The 18665-nt window shown below is 71.4% G+C and carries 20 protein-coding genes and 1 riboswitch; of the genes, 9 read left to right on the top strand and 11 right to left on the bottom strand.

What is annotated here, in order from left to right; all coding sequences use genetic code 11:
• Nucleotides 1-138 precede the first annotated feature (138 nt).
• Nucleotides 139-330 (top strand): hypothetical protein, encoded by a 192-nt coding sequence (locus GA0070612_RS31510; protein WP_157742532.1) that lies wholly within the window; start codon nt 139-141, stop codon nt 328-330.
• A gap of 250 nt (nt 331-580) precedes the next feature.
• On the opposite strand, the gene GA0070612_RS18160 is transcribed toward GA0070612_RS31510, so the two are convergent.
• Nucleotides 581-841, bottom strand: coding sequence for a hypothetical protein (locus tag GA0070612_RS18160; RefSeq protein ID WP_157742531.1), 261 nt, complete (start codon nt 839-841; stop codon nt 581-583).
• Nucleotides 842-1022: 181 nt separating this feature from the next.
• Here GA0070612_RS18160 and GA0070612_RS18155 point away from each other — a divergent pair, with 181 nt between their 5' ends.
• A complete protein-coding gene (locus GA0070612_RS18155; RefSeq protein WP_088988986.1) occupies nt 1023-1541 on the top strand; it encodes a hypothetical protein in 519 nt (172 codons plus the stop codon).
• A gap of 22 nt (nt 1542-1563) precedes the next feature.
• Here the strand turns inward: GA0070612_RS18155 and GA0070612_RS18150 are convergent, their stop codons facing one another.
• The 4 genes from GA0070612_RS18150 to GA0070612_RS18135 all read right to left on the bottom strand — a co-directional run bounded on the left by GA0070612_RS18150 (nt 1564) and on the right by GA0070612_RS18135 (nt 4411).
• Complete coding sequence (locus GA0070612_RS18150) at nt 1564-2550, bottom strand: zinc-dependent alcohol dehydrogenase family protein (protein ID WP_088988985.1); 987 nt, start codon at nt 2548-2550, stop codon at nt 1564-1566.
• A gap of 176 nt (nt 2551-2726) precedes the next feature.
• Nucleotides 2727-2987 carry a superoxide dismutase gene (locus GA0070612_RS18145; RefSeq protein ID WP_088988984.1) on the bottom strand — a complete coding sequence of 87 codons (261 nt, stop codon included), beginning with the start codon at nt 2985-2987 and terminating at the stop codon, nt 2727-2729.
• A gap of 5 nt (nt 2988-2992) precedes the next feature.
• The gene (locus GA0070612_RS18140; RefSeq protein WP_231924238.1) at nt 2993-3601 is read right to left on the bottom strand and encodes a superoxide dismutase; all 609 of its coding nucleotides are present in this window, start codon (nt 3599-3601) and stop codon (nt 2993-2995) included.
• Nucleotides 3602-3964: 363 nt separating this feature from the next.
• Nucleotides 3965-4411 carry an acyl-CoA thioesterase gene (locus GA0070612_RS18135; RefSeq protein ID WP_393247801.1) on the bottom strand — a complete coding sequence of 149 codons (447 nt, stop codon included), beginning with the start codon at nt 4409-4411 and terminating at the stop codon, nt 3965-3967.
• A 185-nt stretch (nt 4412-4596) separates the two neighbouring features.
• Nucleotides 4597-4810, bottom strand: a riboswitch (cobalamin riboswitch).
• A gap of 129 nt (nt 4811-4939) precedes the next feature.
• Here GA0070612_RS18135 and GA0070612_RS18130 point away from each other — a divergent pair.
• The 5 genes from GA0070612_RS18130 to GA0070612_RS18110 all read left to right on the top strand — a co-directional run bounded on the left by GA0070612_RS18130 (nt 4940) and on the right by GA0070612_RS18110 (nt 11131).
• A complete protein-coding gene (locus tag GA0070612_RS18130) occupies nt 4940-7072 on the top strand; it encodes a copper resistance CopC family protein (protein WP_088988981.1) in 2133 nt (710 codons plus the stop codon).
• A gap of 65 nt (nt 7073-7137) precedes the next feature.
• Complete coding sequence (locus tag GA0070612_RS18125) at nt 7138-7740, top strand: copper chaperone PCu(A)C (protein WP_088988980.1); 603 nt, start codon at nt 7138-7140, stop codon at nt 7738-7740.
• A gap of 23 nt (nt 7741-7763) precedes the next feature.
• Nucleotides 7764-8972, top strand: a complete 1209-nt coding sequence (locus tag GA0070612_RS18120; protein ID WP_408630504.1) for a Dyp-type peroxidase — start codon at nt 7764-7766, stop codon at nt 8970-8972.
• Entirely contained in the window at nt 8969-9502 is a 534-nt protein-coding gene (locus tag GA0070612_RS18115) for a copper resistance CopC family protein (protein ID WP_088988978.1), read from the top strand. Before GA0070612_RS18120 ends, GA0070612_RS18115 begins: the two co-directional genes overlap by 4 nt.
• A gap of 156 nt (nt 9503-9658) precedes the next feature.
• Nucleotides 9659-11131 carry a PepSY-associated TM helix domain-containing protein gene (locus GA0070612_RS18110; protein WP_088988977.1) on the top strand — a complete coding sequence of 491 codons (1473 nt, stop codon included), beginning with the start codon at nt 9659-9661 and terminating at the stop codon, nt 11129-11131.
• Nucleotides 11132-11245: 114 nt separating this feature from the next.
• Here the strand turns inward: GA0070612_RS18110 and GA0070612_RS18105 are convergent, their stop codons facing one another.
• Together GA0070612_RS18105 and GA0070612_RS18100 are read right to left on the bottom strand one after the other, a co-directional pair.
• Nucleotides 11246-12379: an oxalate decarboxylase family bicupin gene (locus GA0070612_RS18105; protein WP_088988976.1), complete on the bottom strand. Its 1134-nt coding sequence runs from the start codon at nt 12377-12379 to the stop codon at nt 11246-11248.
• Between the two features lie 13 nt (nt 12380-12392).
• On the bottom strand, nt 12393-12653 hold the full coding sequence (locus GA0070612_RS18100) for a hypothetical protein (RefSeq protein ID WP_088988975.1): 261 nt from the start codon (nt 12651-12653) through the stop codon (nt 12393-12395).
• A 199-nt stretch (nt 12654-12852) separates the two neighbouring features.
• Between GA0070612_RS18100 and GA0070612_RS18095 the strand changes: the two genes are divergently transcribed.
• Nucleotides 12853-14430, top strand: a complete 1578-nt coding sequence (locus tag GA0070612_RS18095) for a helix-turn-helix transcriptional regulator (RefSeq protein ID WP_088988974.1) — start codon at nt 12853-12855, stop codon at nt 14428-14430.
• A gap of 57 nt (nt 14431-14487) precedes the next feature.
• On the opposite strand, the gene GA0070612_RS18090 is transcribed toward GA0070612_RS18095, so the two are convergent.
• On the bottom strand, nt 14488-15498 hold the full coding sequence (locus GA0070612_RS18090; protein WP_088988973.1) for an aldo/keto reductase: 1011 nt from the start codon (nt 15496-15498) through the stop codon (nt 14488-14490).
• A gap of 91 nt (nt 15499-15589) precedes the next feature.
• Here GA0070612_RS18090 and GA0070612_RS18085 point away from each other — a divergent pair, with 91 nt between their 5' ends.
• On the top strand, nt 15590-16198 hold the full coding sequence (locus GA0070612_RS18085; RefSeq protein WP_231924237.1) for a TetR/AcrR family transcriptional regulator: 609 nt from the start codon (nt 15590-15592) through the stop codon (nt 16196-16198).
• 23 nt (nt 16199-16221) lie between these two features.
• Here the strand turns inward: GA0070612_RS18085 and GA0070612_RS18080 are convergent, their stop codons facing one another.
• From GA0070612_RS18080 to GA0070612_RS18070, 3 genes are all read right to left on the bottom strand, one after another.
• Complete coding sequence (locus GA0070612_RS18080) at nt 16222-16839, bottom strand: VOC family protein (protein ID WP_088988972.1); 618 nt, start codon at nt 16837-16839, stop codon at nt 16222-16224.
• Nucleotides 16836-18053, bottom strand: a complete 1218-nt coding sequence (locus tag GA0070612_RS18075) for an MFS transporter (RefSeq protein WP_088988971.1) — start codon at nt 18051-18053, stop codon at nt 16836-16838. Before GA0070612_RS18075 ends, GA0070612_RS18080 begins: the two co-directional genes overlap by 4 nt.
• A gap of 114 nt (nt 18054-18167) precedes the next feature.
• Nucleotides 18168-18635 carry a MarR family winged helix-turn-helix transcriptional regulator gene (locus GA0070612_RS18070; RefSeq protein WP_088988970.1) on the bottom strand — a complete coding sequence of 156 codons (468 nt, stop codon included), beginning with the start codon at nt 18633-18635 and terminating at the stop codon, nt 18168-18170.
• Nucleotides 18636-18665: the final 30 nt, after the last annotated feature.

Here is an 18665-nt window from a genome sequence, read left to right as displayed (position 1 = left end):
GGCCGGACTTCGCGACAGTCATGATCCGCGCAACTACCCGGATACTGCTGCCTCCGACGTGCGGGAAGCAGCAACAACCCTGATGTTGCGCGGATCATGGCGACGGGCGCTCGGCGCAGCGTCAGCTAGAGTCTCGCCGTGCTCGCCTGGCTCGTCGACCACCTTCCACTTCGGCTGTGGAGTCCCGGCAACATGCGCTTAGGCGGTCGCCTGCACTTCTGCGTCGGTGATGCATTCGAGCGGACGATCGAGTGGAACGGCAAGCATCTCTTCGGTGGTCGATCGCTTGGCGCACAGGCCGTCTTCGACCGCTTCGGATCAGCGGGTTAACTGCGGACCGGAGCGGATGTGGGCTCCGGTGGGGCATGGCACGCCAGTGAGCCCACGCGCGCCGAGCCGCCGCTCGGGCACGGCAGGGCATCTCAGCGCTGCAACAACCCGGATCACTGACCTCTCGTGGGCCGACCAGCACCGCTAGCACTGGCCAGACACCAATGGCCAGGAGTGCACGACAACATGCTCGGCGGCACGTCACCCAGGCCCGAGACTGATCTGTCAGGGACATCTTGCGGCGTGAGGGCTATTCGGCTTCGATGCCGGCAGCCCGCAAGATCTGCCTGACCCGCTCGCGGGAGTAGCCCGTCCGTCTGACCAGATCCACCTGCCGCGCCCCGGCGCGATATTCCGCCGCCATGGCCTGGTGAAGTTCGGTGCGGGCCTGCTCGACCCGGGCGCGGGCATCGGCCTTGATCTGCCGAGCGGCCAGCACAGCCTGTTCTTCCGCTTGGGGCAGCGCATCCTCGGCAACCTTCAGTCTGCGCATAGCCCCATCGAGATCCACTTGGCCATCTTGTCTGGCAGCAGCGTAGGCCAAGCGCGTCGGGGTTTACAGTTGGCCAAGCAGAGGTATTCACAGAGTTGGCCTAAACAGCTACCGTGCGAAGTTGGTGCTGATGAACGCGCCCCCCGGCTCGCGCTGCGAACGCCAACCGGGGGACGTGATCGTTCCCGGGAGGCGAGCCATGATCAATCTACCTATTGCCGTCGACAACTGCGGGAAGCCGGCGACCCTCCGAATCGAGGTCTACAGCCACGTCGCGGCGGAGTCGTTGGACGGGGTCGTCTATGTCTGCCCCGTCCACCCGAACACGGCGGGTGACGCCATCACGGCGGCGGGGTTCACCACCGCCACGGCCCCGATGACGCGGGACGTGGAGCGGCGGTGCGGGTTCGTGCACATCTTCGCCACCGGGACGTTGGCGGCAGACGACCAACATCCCCGGTGGTGTCGTCGCGACGGGTGCGACCGGCGCGGGGAACATCGGTCGCACGTCTCGGACGTGGACACCAACCGACCCGAAGCGTCGATCATCACGGTGGCGTTGGTCCAGACTGCCCATGCGGCGGCCGAAACCACTGTGGTGTTGAGCGCGACCGGCAGCCTGGCGTCTGACCGGGTAGCGATGTCGATCGGCCAGGCCCGCGTCCTGCGCTACCGTCTCGGCGGCCTCATCGACGCGGCAGGTCACGGCAACGCGTAAGCCCTACCTGACTACCGGCCGGTCAGTCGGCGACGTCCACCACGACCTTGCCCTCGGCGATGCCGTCGGCGACCAGACGGTGGGCGTCCATGATGGTGTCGAGCGTGAACCGACGCCGGTCCAGTCGCGGGCGCAGCGCGCCGGCATCGGCCAGCCTCGCGATCTCCCGCAGGATGTCGCCGTGGTGTTCGCGGCCCCGACCGGTGAGCATCGGCAGCAGGGTGAACACGCCGGAGTAGGTCGCGCCACGGAACGACAGCGGGGCGAGCGAGTGGGTGCCCCAGCCGAGCGCGCTGACCACGTGCCCGTAATAGGTGCGTACCGCCGCGAACGACGCGTCGAGCGTCGCGCCACCGACGTTGTCGACCACGATGTCGAACCCCTCGCCACCGGTGTGCCTCTCGACGTACTCCTCCACGGTGGTCGAGGTGTAGTCGATGGGTACGGCGCCCAGGCTCTCGATCACCCGTACGCTCGCCGGCCCGCCGGTGGCGTACACCTCGGCACCCTTTGCCTGAGCGAGTTGCAGGCCCACGTGACCGACACCGCCGGCACCGCCGTGCACCAGCACCTTCTGCCCGGCGCGGACCCCGGCGCGGTCGACGAGCCCCTCCCAGGAGGTGATCGCCGCCAGTGGCAACGCGGCGGCCTCGCGCATCGAGAGGCCGCCGGGCTTGCGAGCCAGTAACCGGGCGTCCACGGCGGCGTACTCGGCCAGCGAACCCTGTAGCCCACCCACTCCCCCGCAGAGCCCGTACACCTCGTCTCCCGGCGCGAACCCCGTCACCTCCGCGCCGACCGCCGCGACGACCCCGGCAAGGTCCAGCCCCAGCACCGCGGGCGGCTGGACCCGCGCGTGCGCGGCCTGTCCGGTCTGGATCTTCGTGTCGAGGGGGTTGACCCCGCTGGCGACGATCCGCACCAGCACCTGCCCCACCCCGGGGGTGGGCTGATCGATCTCCTCGACCGTCAGCGGGCTGTCGAACTCCCGCAGCACCGCTGCACGCATGACAGCCCGCCCCTCCGTGATCGAGACATCACCTGGACGCTATCCAACCGGGTCGCCGCCCGGGCGACATCGGCGGCGACCCACGTGATCGAGTTGCGGGCGCACTCGGCCAACTCCTCGATCACGGGCGCCGCGACGTCCGCTGGGTCCCGCCGTTGGCGGAACCCAGCGGACGGTCAGGCCGGAGGTGACTGGGCGGTCTCGGCCAGGAGCAGGGACAGTTCCCGGACCAGATCGTCCATGGACTGGCCGCTCTGTGCCCTGGCCAGGCCCAGTGCGAGGTCCGCGAGCAGATAGAAGCCGAGGGTACGGGCCTGCTCGGGGCCGAACGCCGACATGAGAGCTTCCGCGCCCGCGAGGTCACCGCGATGCTTGGCCGCGATGACCCCGGCAGCGCGTTGGACGATCTCCGCGGCCTCGGGGGTGTACCCGGTCACGCCGATCAGATCTTCGGGGTGGCGGCGCGGGCGGCGTCGAAACGCGAGATGACGTCGGTCCAGTTGACCAGGTTCCACAGCCGATCCACGTAGTCCGGGCGGACGTTGCGGTACTGCAGGTAGTAGGCGTGCTCCCAGGCGTCGAACACCAGGATCGGGGTGGAGCCCTGCCCGACGTTGCCGTGGTGGTCGTAGACCTGCTCCACGATCAACCGCTGGCTCAGCGGCTCCCAGGCCAGGACACCCCAACCGGAGCCCTGCACACCCTTGGTCGCCGCCGACAACTGACCGGCGAAGCCGTCGAAGGAGCCGAAGTGCTCGTCGATCGCCGCCGCCAACTCACCGTCGGGGCGGTCACCGCCGTCCGGGGACAGGTTGTTCCAGAAGATCGAGTGCAGGACGTGCCCGGACAGGTTGAACGCGAACGTCTTCTCCAGCCCGACCAGCGTCGAGTAGTCGCCCTTGTCACGGGCCTCGGCAAGCCGGTCGAGCCCGTCGTTGGCGCCCTTGACGTACGCGGCGTGGTGCTTGTCGTGGTGCAGCTCCAGGATCTCGCCGGACATGGCGGGCTCGAGTGCGCCGTAGTCGTAGGGCAGGTCGGGCAGGTTGTACACGGCCAGGGAGTACGTCCTCTCAATGCTGCCTCAATATGGCTGTTGCCAATATCTTGCAACAAGAGGCCGCACCGTGTCAGCGGACGGGTTCGATCACAGATCGTCGGCGGTAGCGTCCGACCATGTCGCAGCCAACAGCAGGCGGCTCGACACGCCGACCATGCCGAGCGGATCGCCCGCGGTCACTCACGTCATCACGGAGATCTGGGCAACTTCCCGGATGTTGCTGCCTCCGACGTGTGGGAGTCACCAACAACCCTGATGTTGCACGGATCTTGGCGACGAGTGCGCGACGCGGGCGACCGCCTCGGCGTCCCGCGCTACTGCGCCGGTCCGGCGAGCCCAGGCTGCCCGAGCGCCCCCTCAGCCCTCCTCGGCGCCGTCGAGCAGCGCCCTCCGCAGGGCCAACCGGTGCTCGCGGCGGATCTCCGCCTCGCGGTAGCGCCTCCGGTCCCCGTCGGTCTCGGGTAGCAACGGCGGCACCGTCCTCGGCTGGCCGTCGTCGTCGATCGCGACCATGACCAGGTGGGCGGTGGCCACGTCGGTGGGTGGCACGGCCCGGTCCCACCGGTCGGCGGTGACCTTGACCGCGACCTCCATCGAGCTGCGCCCGGCCCAGGTGATCCGGGCGTCGACGTGCACGACGTCGCCGACCCGCACCGCGCGCAGGAACGCGGTCTCGTCGATCGCGGCGGTGACCGCCGGCCCGTCGGAGTGCCGGGCGGCGACCACCCCGGCGACGGAGTCGATGAGGTTGAGGATCCGGCCGCCGTGCACCGTACCCATCAGGTTGGTGTGGTGCTGGTCCATGATCTGCGACAGGGTCAGGTGCGACGCCGACGGCGCTCGGCCGGCGATCGTGGCGGTGTCGTGCACAGCGGTAGTCCGTCCCTCGGGAACCACACCACCGGTACGCGGACACCCTGACGAGCACGCGCCGACGGACGGCACGTCACCCGCTCAGCCCACCCGCGAGGCCGACGGCGGCGCACACGGTCGCGTGCGCAGCGCAGGCAGGTCTTCGGACTCGCGGGCCGGACCGGTCGCGCCGGTCTCCTACCGGCCGTCGCTTCCCAGGCCGACGGCCCAGTGCTGATGACGGCGTTCGTTCCCACTCACCGCTGCGGGGCAGTCCCGGACTTCCACCGGGTTCCCTCTTACGACGCCCCGACGGTCACGACGGGGCGAACCAGCGCCGCCCGCAGCATAGCTGGCCAGGCAAGTCGCGGCACCGGGGGCGCGGCGCGGAGGCAGCGCCGGGGCCTCGTCGGCTTTTGCCATGTGAGGAAAAAGATCGCCAGCTCTTGAAAAAAGCCTCACTCCGGTCAGGATATTCAGATGCGTCGTCTCCCTCAGACTCCGGGGCGGGTGCTCTCGGGCGTCCTCGCGCTCCTCCTCGCCTCGGCGGTCGCTCTGCTCGCGTCCGCCCAACCCACCTCGGCGCACGGGACGCTCGCCATGTCCACGCCGGCGGGTGGGGCCACGGTGACCGAGCCGTTGACGGCGGTGCAGCTCTTCTTCACCGAGAAGGCCGCTCCCAACGCGTTCTTCACTGTCACCGCTCCGGGCGGCATCCGGGTCGACAACAGCTGGTCGTACGGGGAGCCGAAGCCGCTGGACCAGCCGGTACGGGAGTACTTCCTGGTCAACGGGCAGTTCGAGCCACGGGAGTACACCACCGGGTTCCCCGCGACGGTGGCCGTCACCCACCTGCCGGCCAAGGGCCAGTACTCGGTGAGCTACCTGTCGGTGGCCTCGGACGGCGACACCGTGCGGGGCACGCTGACGTTCCGCTACAACGGGCCGGTGACGGCGGCACCCACGGGGTGGAGCCCGCCGACGACGCAGCCGGACCCGGCGCTGGTGGCCGCCACCGAGCAGCACGGGTCGTCCGGGCAGGCGTCGGCGGTGCCGACCGCCTCGGCCCAGCCGGTGACCCCGCCGTCCGGGGCTGCGGCTGCCCCGCCGACCGGGTCGGCCGAGGAGAGCGGCTCGGGAGCGCCGGCCTGGGCCGGCTGGGCGGCGGCGATCGCGGCGGTCGTCGCGGTGGCCGGCTTCGTCGTCTGGCGTCGCCGGACGGCGCCCACCGGCAAACCCTCCGGCCGGGGCCGTACCTCATCGGGGACGTCCGGTCGACGCGGCGGCGGTGCCCGTACCACGAACCGGCGCTCCGCCGGCAAGACCAGCCCAGGCAGGGCCGCCGCGGGAAAGACGGCCGCCGCCAAGCCCTCCGCCGGCCGGACGGCCGGTGCGGTGAGCGGTGTCGGTACGAAGCCCACGGGTGGTAAGCGGCGACCGGCCACCGTGCCGGCGGCGCGTACGGGCGACGCGGTCGTCACGGCCCGCACGGGCGTCGCTGTCGACCCGACGGCCACCGACGCTGTCGACCCGACGCCCACTGAGCAGGAGGCGAAGGCCCCCGCCAGCACCGATCAGCAGACCAAGGTCCTCGCCAGCACCGACGACGAGTCGACGGTCGAGGCGGGCTCCCGGCCGGACACGGACCTCGCCGGGGCGGCACCCGGGTCCCGGTTGAGCAACGGCCACCTGGCGCTGCTCGTCGGCGGGCTGGTGGTCGCCCTGCTGGCCGGGTTCGGGCTGGCCCGCATCGGCACCGGCGACCAGAGCCCGGCGAACACCGCCCGGCAGCCGGCCGGCGGTCCGCCGGCCTCCGGGCAGTCGGGGTCCGCGACCGACGGGCACCAGCATCCGGCGGGCACCGGTCCGCACACGCACCGGGGTGACGGCGCGACGGGCGAGACACTGGCGACCGGGACGACGGTCAGCGCCGGTGGCTACACCCTGCAACCGCTGGAGCGGTCTCAACCCGCCGGGGTACGCGCCGACTACCGCTTCCGGATCGTCGGGACCGACCGGCAGCCGGCGACCCGCTTCGCGGTCGTCCACGACAAGCCGCTGCACATGATCGTGGTGGGCCGCGACCTGACCGGCTACCAGCACGTACACCCGACGATGGCCCCCGACGGCACCTGGAGCGTCCCCCTGACGCTGGCCCGACCCGGCGGTTACCGCGTCTACGCCGACTTCTCCGTGACCGCGGCCAACGGCGCGCCGGTGCCCCTCGTGCTGGGCGTGGACCACACGGTGCCGGGGGCGCACACCCCCGCCGCGCTGCCGCCGGCGCAGGCACAGGCGACGGCCGGGCCGTACGCGGTGTCGATGAGCGGCACCCCGACGGTGGGGGTGACGGCGCCGATGCAGTTCCAGGTCCAGCGCACCGACGCGGCCGGGCCCGCGCAGTTGGAGCGTTACCTGGGCGCGTACGGGCACCTGGTCGTCGTCCGCGAGGGCGATCTCGGCTACGTGCACGTCCACCCGGAGCAGGAGCTGGTCGACGGCACTGTCCAGTTCTGGCTGACCGCGCCCAGCTCGGGCCGGTACCGGGCCTTCTTCGACTTCCAGGTGGACGGAAAGGTGCACACCGCCGAGTACACGATCAACGTGCCCTGAGCCTGGAACTTTCTCCCCGCTGCGGCCGACCATCCAGCCAGCAGCAACCATCGGAGGAAGAACACATGCCCAGCACCAGCCCGCTCGGTCCGCGCCGCCGCTCGGCCGCCATGATCGCCGCCGCCGTCCTGGCGGTGGGTGCCGCCGGATGCGGATCGTCCGACTCTCCGTCGACCGGGCAGGCGGGTCCGTCCGCGTCGTCCTCGGCCAACCCGGACGCCGGGGTGCTCGGCATTCGCGACCCGTGGGTGAAGGCCGCCGACAAGGGGATGACGGCGGCCTTCGGGACCCTGGTCAACGACAGCGACAGCGATGTCACGGTGACCGGTGCCACGAGCTCGGTGTCGCCGATGGAGCTGCACGAGATGACCATGAAGGACGGCACGATGGTCATGCAGGCCAAGCAGGGCGGCGTCGTGATCAAGGCGAAGAGCACGCACGCGCTGGAGCCCGGCGGTGACCACCTGATGCTGATGAACCTCGCCGAGCCGGTGCAGGCCGGCGACGAGTTGACGTTCACCCTGACGTTCGCCGACGGCAGGAGCCAGCAGTTCACGGCCGTGGCCAAGCCGTTCACCGGCGCGCAGGAGAGCTACGCCCCCGGGCACGGCCAGCCCATGCCCGGCACGAGCGCCACGCCGGAGATGAGCATGAGCCCGGCATCGTGACCGACACGCCACCCTCGCGGCCGGTGAGCAGGCGCGGCCTGCTCACCGGCGGGGCCCTGGCCGCCGGCGGCGCCCTCGCCGGCGGGGCGGCCATCGCCGCGACCCGTACCGACGCCGGGAAGTCACCAGCCGCTGCCGACACCACGCCGGTGGCGAGCGTCGGCGCGCTGGTCGAGCCGTTCCACGGCGCGCGACAGGCCGGCGTGACCACCGAACCGCAGGCGCACGCGGCATTCGTGGCGTTCACGTTACGGGCCGGCACCGACCGGGCCGCGCTGGGTCGGATGCTGCGGCTGCTCACCGACGACGCCGCCCGCCTCACCCAGGGCAAGCCGGCGCTGGCCGACACCGAGGCCGAACTCGGGCTCCTGCCCGCCCGGCTGACAGTGACCTTCGGCTTCGGGCCCGCCCTGTACCGGGCGGCGGGCGTGGACGACCGGCGGCCGGCCTCGGTCGCCGACCTGCCGCCGTTCCGCGTCGACCGGCTCCAGCCGGCCTGGACCGGCGGTGACCTGCTGCTCCAGATCTGCGCCGACGACCCGATCAGCGTCGCCCACACCCAACGGGTGCTGATCAAGGACAGCCGGCCGTTCGCCACCGTCCGGTGGGTGCAGCAGGGTTTCCGGCGCAGCCCCGGCGTCGAGCCGGGCGGCCACACCCAACGCAACCTGTTCGGTCAGCTCGACGGCACCGCCAACCCCCGAGCGGGGGTACCGATGGACTCCGCTGTCTGGGTGTCGGACGGGCCGGCGTGGCTGCACGACAGCACCACTCTCGTCGTACGCCGGATCAGCATGAACATGGAGACCTGGGACCTGCTCGGACGCACCGACCGGGAACTCGCTGTCGGCCGGCGGCTCGACACCGGCGCCCCGCTCACCGGCACCGCCGAGCACGACGAGCCCGACTTCGCCGCCACCGACGAGCACGGGCTCGCCGTCATCCCCGACTTCTCCCACCTGACCCGCGCGCACGTCACCGACGACCGGTTGAAGATCCTGCGTCGGCCCTACAACTACGACGGTGTGCCGACCGCCGAGGGTCACGCCGACAGCGGGTTGGTCTTCACCTCGTACCAGGCCGACGTCGCCCGGCAGTTCCTGCCGATCCAACGCCGACTGGCCGAGCGGGACCTGCTCAACGAGTGGACCACCCCGATCGGCTCCGCCGTCTTCGCCATCCCACCGGGCTGTCGACCGGGCGGGTGGATCGGCGAGCAGGTGCTCGGATGAACCGGCGACTCGGCGCGGCGGCGCTCGCCGTCCTCGTCGCGCTGCTCGTTCCGACCGGCCCGGCCTGGGCCCACAACTCGCTGCGGGCGGCCACTCCGGTGCAGCAGTCGACGGTGACCAGCGCACCAACGGAGATCGTGCTCGAGTTCATGCAACGGCTCGACCCCACGTTCACCACGATCGTGCTCACCGACGCCGCGAGGCGGAAGGTCGGCACGGGCGAGCCGACGGTCGCCGGGGCGAAGAGCACCGTGCCGGTGATCGACACCCTGCCGAACGGCACGTACACGGTCGCCTACCGGGTCGTCTCCGCCGACGGGCACCCGGTGCAGGGGTCGTACCCGTTCACCGTGGCCGACCCCACGTCCAGCGCCGCGCCGGTCGTCGAGGCCACCACACCGTCCGCCGCCGCGGCGGTGCGGCCCGACGGCGGCGGCCCGGATGTCGGCGTCCTCGTGGCGGGTGTGGTGCTCCTGGTCCTTGCCGCTGGAACGGCGGTGCTGTGGTGGCGGCGGGCGGCCCGCCGCTGAGCGGACCGCCCGCCGACCGAGCATCGGTGGGAACCAATCGGTCCGGCTGTCCGACTACCACGTCAGGGCCGGAACCTAAGCGACACCACCACCGGGCGACCACGTCAGTACGGGAGACACCCTCGGGGGTATCCCGACTATCCCGATCGGATCACCATGTCTCTCACCGAGTTGTCCGGCGCGGCGACGCCGGAACCCGCCACCAGCGCCGAACCCCCGGGCCGACCGGTCCGGCGTGCGTCGCCGTTCGGCGCGTTGCTGCTGCGGCTGCACTTCTACGCCGGCATCCTCGTCGCGCCGTTCCTGGTGACCGCCGCGCTGACCGGGCTGGCGTTCACCGTCACCCCGCAGCTCGACCAGCTCCTCTACGGCGACCAGTTGACCGTCGCACAGGTGGGTGACCGTCCCGTGTCCCTGGCCCAGCAGGTCGGAGCCGCCCGCAACGCGCACCCCGAGGGCAGCATCACCGCCGTGCAGCCCGGCGAGGGCGACCAGACCACCCGCGTGACGTTCTCCATGCCGGAACTCGGCGAGAACCAGCACACCGTCTACATCAACCCGTACACGGCCGAGTCGCAGGGGCAGCTCACCACCTGGTTCGGCTCGACCCCCGCCACCACCTGGCTCGACGACCTGCACCGTCACCTACACCTCGGGGCGGTCGGCGAGCACTACTCCGAACTGGCGGCGAGTTGGCTCTGGGTGCTCGCGCTCGGCGGGGTCGTCCTCTGGTGGCGTCGCCGCAGCGCCGCCCGCGCCACCGCCCGCCACCTGCTCGTGCCGGACCTGTCCGCCGGCAAGGGTGTACGCCGCACCCGGGGATGGCACGCGACCACCGGCATCTGGCTCACCGTCGGCCTGCTCTTCCTCTCCGCGACCGGGCTGACCTGGTCCCGCTACGCCGGGGCGAACTTCAGCGCCGGCCTGGACGCGCTCAACGCCCGCACCCCGGTCCTCTCCACCAGCCTCCTCGCCGATCCCGTCGTCCCCGACGAGACCGGCGGCGGCCACCACGGCTCGTCGGGCGGAGGCGGGGTGGTCGAGTCGGCGGCCTTCGACCGGGTGGCGACGGCTGCCCGTGGGGCCGGTCTCTCCGGCCCGGTCGAGATCGCCCCGGCCGCCGAGCCCGGCTCGGCGTGGACCGTCACGCAGGTCGACAACACCTGGCCGGTCGCGAAGGACCGGGTCGCCGTCGACCCGTCCGGCGGTGCGGTCACCGCCCGCAGCGACTTCGCCGACTGGCCCCTGCTGGCCAAGCTCAGCGGCCTGGGCATCCAGGCGCACATGGGGATCCTCTTCGGACCGATCAACCAGATCCTGCTCGCCGCGATCGCCCTCGGGCTGCTGTGCGTCATCGTGTGGGGCTACCGCATGTGGTGGCAGCGCCGCCCCACCCGCACCGACCGACGCGCCCTCGCCGGCACCCCACCGGCCCGTGGTGGTGTCCGCGCTCTGCCGCTGTGGGCACTGCTGATCGGCGTGCCCGTGGTGGCGGCGGTCGGCTGGGCGCTGCCGCTGTTCGGGCTCACCCTGCTGGCCTTTCTCGTCATCGACGTCGTCGTCGGCGCGGTGTCCCGACGCCGACGACCTGCCGAGGCGCCCACGTCTCCGGCGCCCGCCGGTTCCTGATCCACCGGTCCGGCCGCCCGTCCGACGACGGGCGGCCGGACGCCGTACCCGACCAGGCCGTCGGGGCCGGACGGGCGCTCGCGGTGACGGCCACGCGAGAGCCGGTCACCGGGGTCAGATCACCGTTTGTTTGGTGGTCGGCAGCGCGTCGACGATGGACCTCGGCACGTTGATCGTGTCCGCGATGACCTCGTGGGGCGTGTTGGCCATCCACTGCATCACCGAGATGTCCTCGAAGCGCGGGTGCCGGAACATCTCCAGGAACACCAGCGGCTCGTCGCCGGTGTTCTCGATGTAGTGGCCGTACGCGAAGGGCACGTAACCCACGTCGCCGGCCTGGAAGTCGAACGTCCGGGCGGCGGCCTGTGACGCGAAGACACCCATCCGTCCGGTGCCGGAGATGTAGTACTGCCACTCGTCGGTGGTGGGGTGCCAGTGCAACTCGCGCATCCCACCCGGCTCGACCTCCACCAGGGCGGCGGCGGTGGTCACCGACGCGGCGAAGTTGGTCGAGTCGGTGATCCGGACCGTCCCACCCCGGAAGCGTTGCGGGGTCTGCGCGAGCATCCGGTGCTTGAAGCTTCGCGGGATGTCGCCGGTGGGGCTGACCACCCGGTCCTGGCTCAGCGGCGGCGGAACGTCACCCTGGAAGATGTACTTCTCCCGCTCGGGCAGGTTCTCCATCTGCTCCGTCGTCCAGCCGAAGTTCTTCGCCAGGACGTGCCGGGGGGTGTGGGCGAAGAAGTCACTGAGCAGGAACGTGTTGTTCTCCGAGAACGCGCCGTCGTCGAAGACCAGCAGGAACTGACAGCCGTCGTCGAGCGCCTGGATGTTGTGCGGGATGCCCTGCGGAAAGAACCACAGGTCACCCTCCTTGACGTCCTCGATGAAGTTACGTCCCTCCTGGTCGACGGCACTGATGCGGCAACTGCCGCTGAGCACGTACGCCCACTCCGACTGCTGGTGCCAGTGGATCTCCCGGTACGCGCCCGGTTCCAGACCGAACTGGACCCCGGACAGCTGGCTGGCGATCGGCAGGTCGCGGTTGGTGACCTCCCGGGTCCAGCCGCCCTTCTCCACCCGGGTGTGCGCCTGGGAGAACGAGAACTTCAGATTCGGCACCAGCCGGCTGTCGGTGGTCGGTGGCACCAACAGGTCGGGGTTCTGGCGTTCGAGTTCGACGTTGCGGCCCGCGAAGGGAGGGGCGCCCTGGTCGCCGCGGCGCGGCTGGGGATCGCTGTTCGCCATGATCGCTGACTCCTCACTCGGGTTGGATCGGACGGGGCGCGGAAACGGATCCACCCCGCAGCCGTAGCCGGGACGACAGCCCCAGCAGGGCGCGCACCCCGGCCCAGCCGTACTGGACCGCGATCGCGACCGGAACCGCCGCTGCGGTCGCCACCAGCACCAGGCGCGTCCACAGCGGGGCATGACCGCCGGCCCCGGTGCCGGCGACCACCACGAAGATCAGGAGTACGACGCGGAGCCGGTGCAGGCCGGGAAGTTCGGTCGAGTGGGCCATGCCTTCGATGGTCGGCGGCCGGACGACGTCGTCGCATCACGTGATCGCGCCAATGCGGCGCGGCTGATTCGGGGCGGCGTGGGCGAATCGGCGCACTCCCGCCGCTTCGTCGATCTGGGCGCCCGCCCCTGCCATCGTGGCTAGGCTCGGTCGCAGGACGGCAATTCGACGCGCCGGGTAACAACCGGGGAGAAGGCCATTGTCCGGATCATCCTTCGACGCCGACACCTTGCCGGCGGACCACGACGACGCCGAGCGACGACGCCAGCGGGTGTCCGCCACGGCGGACCAGCTGCGATCCTCCGGACGGGGGACGGCGGCACTCGCCGTCCTGGCGGCGGAGATCGCCGCGAACCGGCACGACGAGCGCCACCGTACGCACCTGCTCGGTCACCTGACGCGGATCGCGGCACTGGAACAGCCGACTGTCGCCCTCGCCGGTCTCCGCACGGCGCTCGACCAGCGGCTGGACGCCCGCACCCGCAGCACTCTGCTCGCGCTGGTCGCCGGGACCGCCGCCCGCGTGGGTCATCCGGACACCGACGCCCTGCTCCGCGACGCGGGCATCGCGCACGCCGCGTCTGGGGACCATTCGTCCGCCCGTCACCTCGCCCTCGGCCGGGCCGCCCGCTCGCTGTCGCACGGCGACCTGCCGGGGGCTCACGCCGTGCTGGCGGCCCTGGACCCGGCGTCCCCGGCGGCACGCGCCGACGCCTCGTCCATCCGGGCCGAACGAATCCTCGTGCAGCTCGGTCTGGGCCAGCACCAGGACGCGCGGATCGCGGCCCGCCCGACCTCGAACGAATCCGATCCCCTGTTCAGCAGCACGTCGACAGCGCTGGACTGCCTGCGGATGGTCGCCGTGGGCGAACTGCCCGAGGCGGCCGCACTCGCGGTCACCGCGCTCACCTCCGGCCCGGTGGACCTCGGCCCGGAGGCGCGTGCCGTGTTCGTCGCGGTGCTCGGCGAGGTTCGCTACCGCCGTGGCGACCACGACGACGCACGCGCGGTCCTCCGCCCGTACCTCGCGGAGGTTCGCTGGCCCGACAGCACGCTGTGGACGCCCGCCCTCTGCGTCGCCGTTCGCGACCGGGCCCTCAGCGTGCCCGCGAACCTGCTCACCCGGGTCGTCGTCGACCTGCACCGATCGGTGCGGCCGCTGCTGCCCGTGCCACAGTTCGGCCCCCGGCTGGTACGCGCCGCGATGGCCGCCGGTGACACCCCGGCCGCCCGCCGGGTCACCGAACTGGTCGAGTCGGTGGCCACGCGCACCCCGGTTCCGCTGTGGCGCGCGCTGGCCGACCAGACCAGAGGGCTACGCGATCGCGACCCGGACGCGCTCCGGTCGGCGGTCGACGGTCTCCGCACCACCGCCGCCCGGCCCGCGCTCGCCGACGCGTTGCTCGACCTGGCGAACAGCCCGGCGCTGCGGCCCGTGCAGGCACGCGACGCCGCACACGAGGCCGCCGCCCTCTACGCCCGGATCGGGGCCCCGGGTGACCAGGCGACCGCGGACCGCCGGTGCGCCGAGCTCGCTAGCACACCACGCCGCCGGCCGGCGAGCGACGGGCCGGCGCGCACGGGCATCGAGGCGCTCACCCCGGCCGAGGAACGGGTGGCCGAGATGCTCGCGTCGGGTGCCACGAAGAAGGAGGCGGCCAGGAGCCTCTTCGTCTCCTTCCACACCGTCGACACCCAGCTCCGGTCGATCTACCACAAACTGGGGATCCACAACCGGATGCAGCTGGTGCGAGCCTGGGACAGCGCCAGACGATGACCTGCGACGGACGTCGACCGGCCGGCGTGACCGGTGGGGTCCGCCGGCCGGTCGGCGTCACTTCTCGCTGTCCAGAAGGGACATCATCGGGGTCGCGTAGCGCGTGCCGGAGGCCGCACCGGCCGGTACGGCCCGCTCGATCTCGTCCACCGCGTCCCGGTCCAGCACCACGTCGACGGCGGCCAGCGACTCGGTGAGCCGGTCACGCCGTCGCGCCCCGACCAGTGGCACGATCTGCTCGCCCTGCGCCGCCACCCAGGCGATCGCGACCTGACTGGTGGTGGCTCCCAGTCGCTGCGCGACCCGGCCCAGCGCGTCCACGAGACGCAGGTTCGCGGCGAGATGCTCACCCTGGAAGCGTGGGCTGTTCGCCCGGAAGTCCGTGCCGGTCAGCTCACGCCCGGCCGACCAGTGCCCGCTGAGCAGGCCTCGGGAGAGCACCCCGTAGGCGGTCAGCCCGATGCCCAGCTCGCGCAGCGTCGGCAGGATCGTGGCCTCGGGGCCACGGGACAGCAGCGAGTACTCGATCTGGAGGTCGCTGATCGGTGCCACCGCCGCCGCTCGGCGGATGGTGTCCGCGCCCATCTCGGAGAGCCCGATGTGCCGGATGTAACCGGCCTCCCGCATCTCGAGCAGCGCGCCCACGGTCTCCTCGATCGGCACCTGCGGGTTGAGCCGGGACGGCCGGTAGATGTCGATGTGGTCGGTGCCCAACCGGCGCAGCGAGTACGCCAGGCGGTCCTTCACCGCCGCCGCCGACACGTCGTACGGTGCCGCCTGGAAACCGCCGTCCGGTGTTCGGCGGGCGCCGAACTTCACGCTGAGCACCACCTCGTCACGCCGACGTTCCCGCAGCACCCGGCCGATCAGCATCTCGTTGTGACCCGAACCGTAGAAGTCCGCGGTGTCGATGAGGTTCACGCCGGCGTCGATGGCCGCGTGCAGTGTCGCGACGCTCTCCGCCTCGTCAGCCGGCCCGTACAGGTCCGACATGCCCATCGCGCCGAGCCCGATGATCGACACCTCCGGTCCGGAGGCACCCAACTGTCGCCGTCGTAGACCCGCCATGTCCCTCGTCTCCTCTGGTTGTCGCCATTCTGTGTACGCTGTGTCCATATAACCAGCATGAAGACACGCTGTCCATATAATTGGAGGACCAGTGGCCGAGCTCACCCCGGAACCTCCCACGTCACCCCGGCGGGGTCGTGGCCGTCGACCCGCCGACCAGGTGCGGGCCGAGATCCTCACGGCCGCGGGCGGTCTCCTCCTCAAGGAGGGCATGGCCGGCTTCACCATCGAGAAGGTCGCGGCGCTCGCCGGGGCCAGCCGGATGACGATCTACAAGTGGTGGCCGTCCAAGGGCGCACTCGCCCTGGACGGCTACTCCAGCGTCGTCGCACCCACGTTGGCGTTCTCGGACACCGGCGACATCGTCACCGACCTGACCGACCAGCTCGTCGCCTTCGTCCACCTCGTCCGGGACACCTCCGCCGGGCGGGTCATCAGTCAACTCATCGGGCAGGCGCAGACCGACCCGGAGCTGGCCGCCGCCTACCGGGAGCGCTACTCCACCCCCCGTCGGACCCTGGCCGTCGAAACCCTCACCCGGGCCGTGACCCGGGGGCAGCTACGAGCCGACATCGATCCGGAATCCGTCGTGGACCAGCTCTGGGGCGCCTGCTACCACCGGCTGCTCATCGCCGACCTTCCGCTCACCGAGGACTTCGTGCGCACCCTGGTCGACAACCTCGTCCGCGGGCTGCGCTGACGCAGCCCGCGGACCGGTCATCCTCACTCGGGCAGCTTGGCCCCCGACTGCTCGCTGACCATGTACGTCGCGTACCAGTCGGGCCAGTTCTCGTCCCGCTGGCCGGTACGTTCCTCGTGCTCGCCGTGCGCGGCGGCCGCGCGCCGCAGGGCGCTCGCCAGGTCGCTCGCCGAGCCGAACGACGTCAGTCCACCCTCGATGCGCCCGGGCAGCCGGGTCGTGATCTCCTGCATGAGCCAGGTGTTGCCGTCCGGGTCGCGGAACGTGGCGCGCGAGACGTAGCTGCGCCGCTCCGGGTCCAGCCCGTCGACCGGGCCGTCCGGGCTGACGTGGAAGAGCCCGCCCACCTCGACACCGGCGGCGACCAGTGCGTTGCGGGCCGCCTCGACGTCGGACACGACCAGGTACGCCATGGCCGAACCGGGCGCCGCCGGGGTGAGCCCCGGGCCGAACTGGACGGAGCATCCGGAGCCGTGTGGCGTCAACTGCACGATGCCGGGCGGGGTCTGGTCGAGCCGCCACCCGAGGCGCAGGTAGAACTCCTTCGCCCGGTCGACACCCGAAACCGGGATGACGATCACCTCGACTTTGACGTCGACGTTCTCGATGCCGGCGTTCCCCTGGGCGCTCTTCGGGCTCATCGTGTTCCCCTCCCGGTCGCTGCTGCTGGTTGAGTGGTCCTCGTCGCCCTGCGCACCCCGAACAGGGCGACCAGAGCGAGCAGGATGACGGCGACGGAGTACTCGTCGGCGGTCTGCGGCAGGCCGCCGGCGTAGACCACGAGGAAGCCGGCGATCACCGTCGGGAGGCCGAACCCGACGTAGCAGACGATGTAGAGCAGTGACAGCACGCTGGAGCGTTCGTGTGCCTCCACCAGGGGCGTGATCGTCTTGAGGCTGCCCTGGAAGCCGCCGCCGAAGCCGATGCCGCCGAGCGCGAGGCCGACGAAGAATCCCGGGACGGACTCCGCCATGACCGACACCAACGTGACGACCATGCCCACCAGGAGGGCGACGATCCCGACCAGGATCACGATCCGGGCGGCGGTGTTGCGCATCAGCAGGACGGCGATCGATCCGAAGAGGGCGAAGACGAACAGGACCAGACCGCCGACCACGATCGACGTGTTCATGAGGCTGCGCACCAGCGCCGGGCCGAGCGCGCCGAAGAAGCCGGCCAGCGCCCAGACCGCGAACAGCACCGGGACGACGACCAGCAACGGTTCGCGGACGGCGCGGGGCAGTGTGATCTCGGGTCGCAGGCTGCGTCGCGCTCCCGCCATCGGCGTGACCGTCTCCGGCATCAGCGCGACGCCGACGAGTTGGATCAGGAGGACCACGAAGAGGACGACGTACACCAGCCGCGTCGGCGCGGGCAGGAAGTCGATGAGCAACGCCGAGAGCAGGGCGCCACTCCCGGTGCCGATGCCGGGGGCGATGGAGTTCGCGAGCGTGCCACGGACGCGGTCGATGTCGAGCATCCCGGCCGCGACGGCGCCGGTGGCAGCGCCGGCGGCGAGGCCCTGGAGCAGCCGGGCGACCACCAGTGTGGGTACGCCGTTGGCGACGATGAAGACGACGAGCGAGAGCATCTGCACGGCGATCGCCACGGCCAGGACCGGTCGGCGACCCACGTGGTCCGACAGCTTGCCGAACGTGAGCAGCGACGCCAGCACGGCGAGCGCGTAGACGGCGAACACCACGGTGGTCGTGACCGGTGAGAAGTGCCAACGCTCCTGGTAGGTGCCGTAGAGCGGGGTCGGGGCGGCCGACGCGGCCAGGAACGACACGAGGATCGACGCCAGCAGCAGCAGGGAGACCCTCGGCGAGAGTCGGGCCCTCCCGGCGATCGACATGTCGGTGCTCCTCGGGCTGCGCTGACGGCGGTGGAACCCAGAGGTTCCGCTGGTGAGCGAGGGCCGGGTACCCGCTCTGCGCCGTCACATGCCGGCGATGTGGGCCGCCCCGAATCAGCCCTCGGTGTCGTGACCGCTCGCCGGGAGGGCCGTCACGCCACGACCCAGTGCGTCGCGGAAGGTCTGGTACTGCTCGGCGCCGAGGGTGTCGGAGAGTTTCTGTTCGATCTGGTCGACGATGCCGTCGGAGAGTTCCATGAATTCGCGGCCCCGGTCCGTCGGCACGATCAACTTCGCCCGACGGTCGGCCGGGTCGGGTGTACGCCGGACGTAGCCCAGCCGTTCCAGTTCGTCGAGGATCGCTCCCATCGTCTGCTTGTTGCGTCCGGCCAGCCGGGCCAGTTCGCCGGGGCGGGTGCCCTCGACGTCCAGGTAGGCGAGGACCGCCCCGTGGCGGGGCCGGACGTCGTCGAACCCGTGCTCCGCCGACCGCCGGAAGATCTCCCGCTGGACGCGCGCGGAGAGCTGCACGGCCAGGATGCCGAGATCCGGGTGCTGCTCCTTGAGTGTGCTGCGCTTCATAAATTAGTCCAATCATTGGACGGTACAAGT

Origin of the sequence: Micromonospora chokoriensis, from assembly GCF_900091505.1 — a bacterium.
In the GTDB taxonomy this organism is placed as follows: Bacteria; Actinomycetota; Actinomycetes; order Mycobacteriales; family Micromonosporaceae; genus Micromonospora; species Micromonospora chokoriensis.
Note: the sequence above shows the minus strand (reverse complement) of the source record. Positions and strands in the feature narration are given on the sequence as shown.

Coding starts and splice junctions, on each gene's coding strand:
- GA0070612_RS18155 (WP_088988986.1), top strand. CDS start 1,023: ATGATCAATCTACCTATTGCCGTCGACAACTGCGGGAAGCCGGCGACC.
- GA0070612_RS18150 (WP_088988985.1), bottom strand. CDS start 2,550: ATGCGTGCAGCGGTGCTGCGGGAGTTCGACAGCCCGCTGACGGTCGAG.
- GA0070612_RS18135 (WP_393247801.1), bottom strand. CDS start 4,411: ATGGACCAGCACCACACCAACCTGATGGGTACGGTGCACGGCGGCCGG.
- GA0070612_RS18130 (WP_088988981.1), top strand. CDS start 4,940: ATGCGTCGTCTCCCTCAGACTCCGGGGCGGGTGCTCTCGGGCGTCCTC.
- GA0070612_RS18125 (WP_088988980.1), top strand. CDS start 7,138: ATGCCCAGCACCAGCCCGCTCGGTCCGCGCCGCCGCTCGGCCGCCATG.
- GA0070612_RS18115 (WP_088988978.1), top strand. CDS start 8,969: ATGAACCGGCGACTCGGCGCGGCGGCGCTCGCCGTCCTCGTCGCGCTG.
- GA0070612_RS18110 (WP_088988977.1), top strand. CDS start 9,659: ATGTCTCTCACCGAGTTGTCCGGCGCGGCGACGCCGGAACCCGCCACC.
- GA0070612_RS18105 (WP_088988976.1), bottom strand. CDS start 12,379: ATGGCGAACAGCGATCCCCAGCCGCGCCGCGGCGACCAGGGCGCCCCT.
- GA0070612_RS18100 (WP_088988975.1), bottom strand. CDS start 12,653: ATGGCCCACTCGACCGAACTTCCCGGCCTGCACCGGCTCCGCGTCGTA.
- GA0070612_RS18090 (WP_088988973.1), bottom strand. CDS start 15,498: ATGGCGGGTCTACGACGGCGACAGTTGGGTGCCTCCGGACCGGAGGTG.
- GA0070612_RS18080 (WP_088988972.1), bottom strand. CDS start 16,839: ATGAGCCCGAAGAGCGCCCAGGGGAACGCCGGCATCGAGAACGTCGAC.
- GA0070612_RS18075 (WP_088988971.1), bottom strand. CDS start 18,053: ATGTCGATCGCCGGGAGGGCCCGACTCTCGCCGAGGGTCTCCCTGCTG.
- GA0070612_RS18070 (WP_088988970.1), bottom strand. CDS start 18,635: ATGAAGCGCAGCACACTCAAGGAGCAGCACCCGGATCTCGGCATCCTG.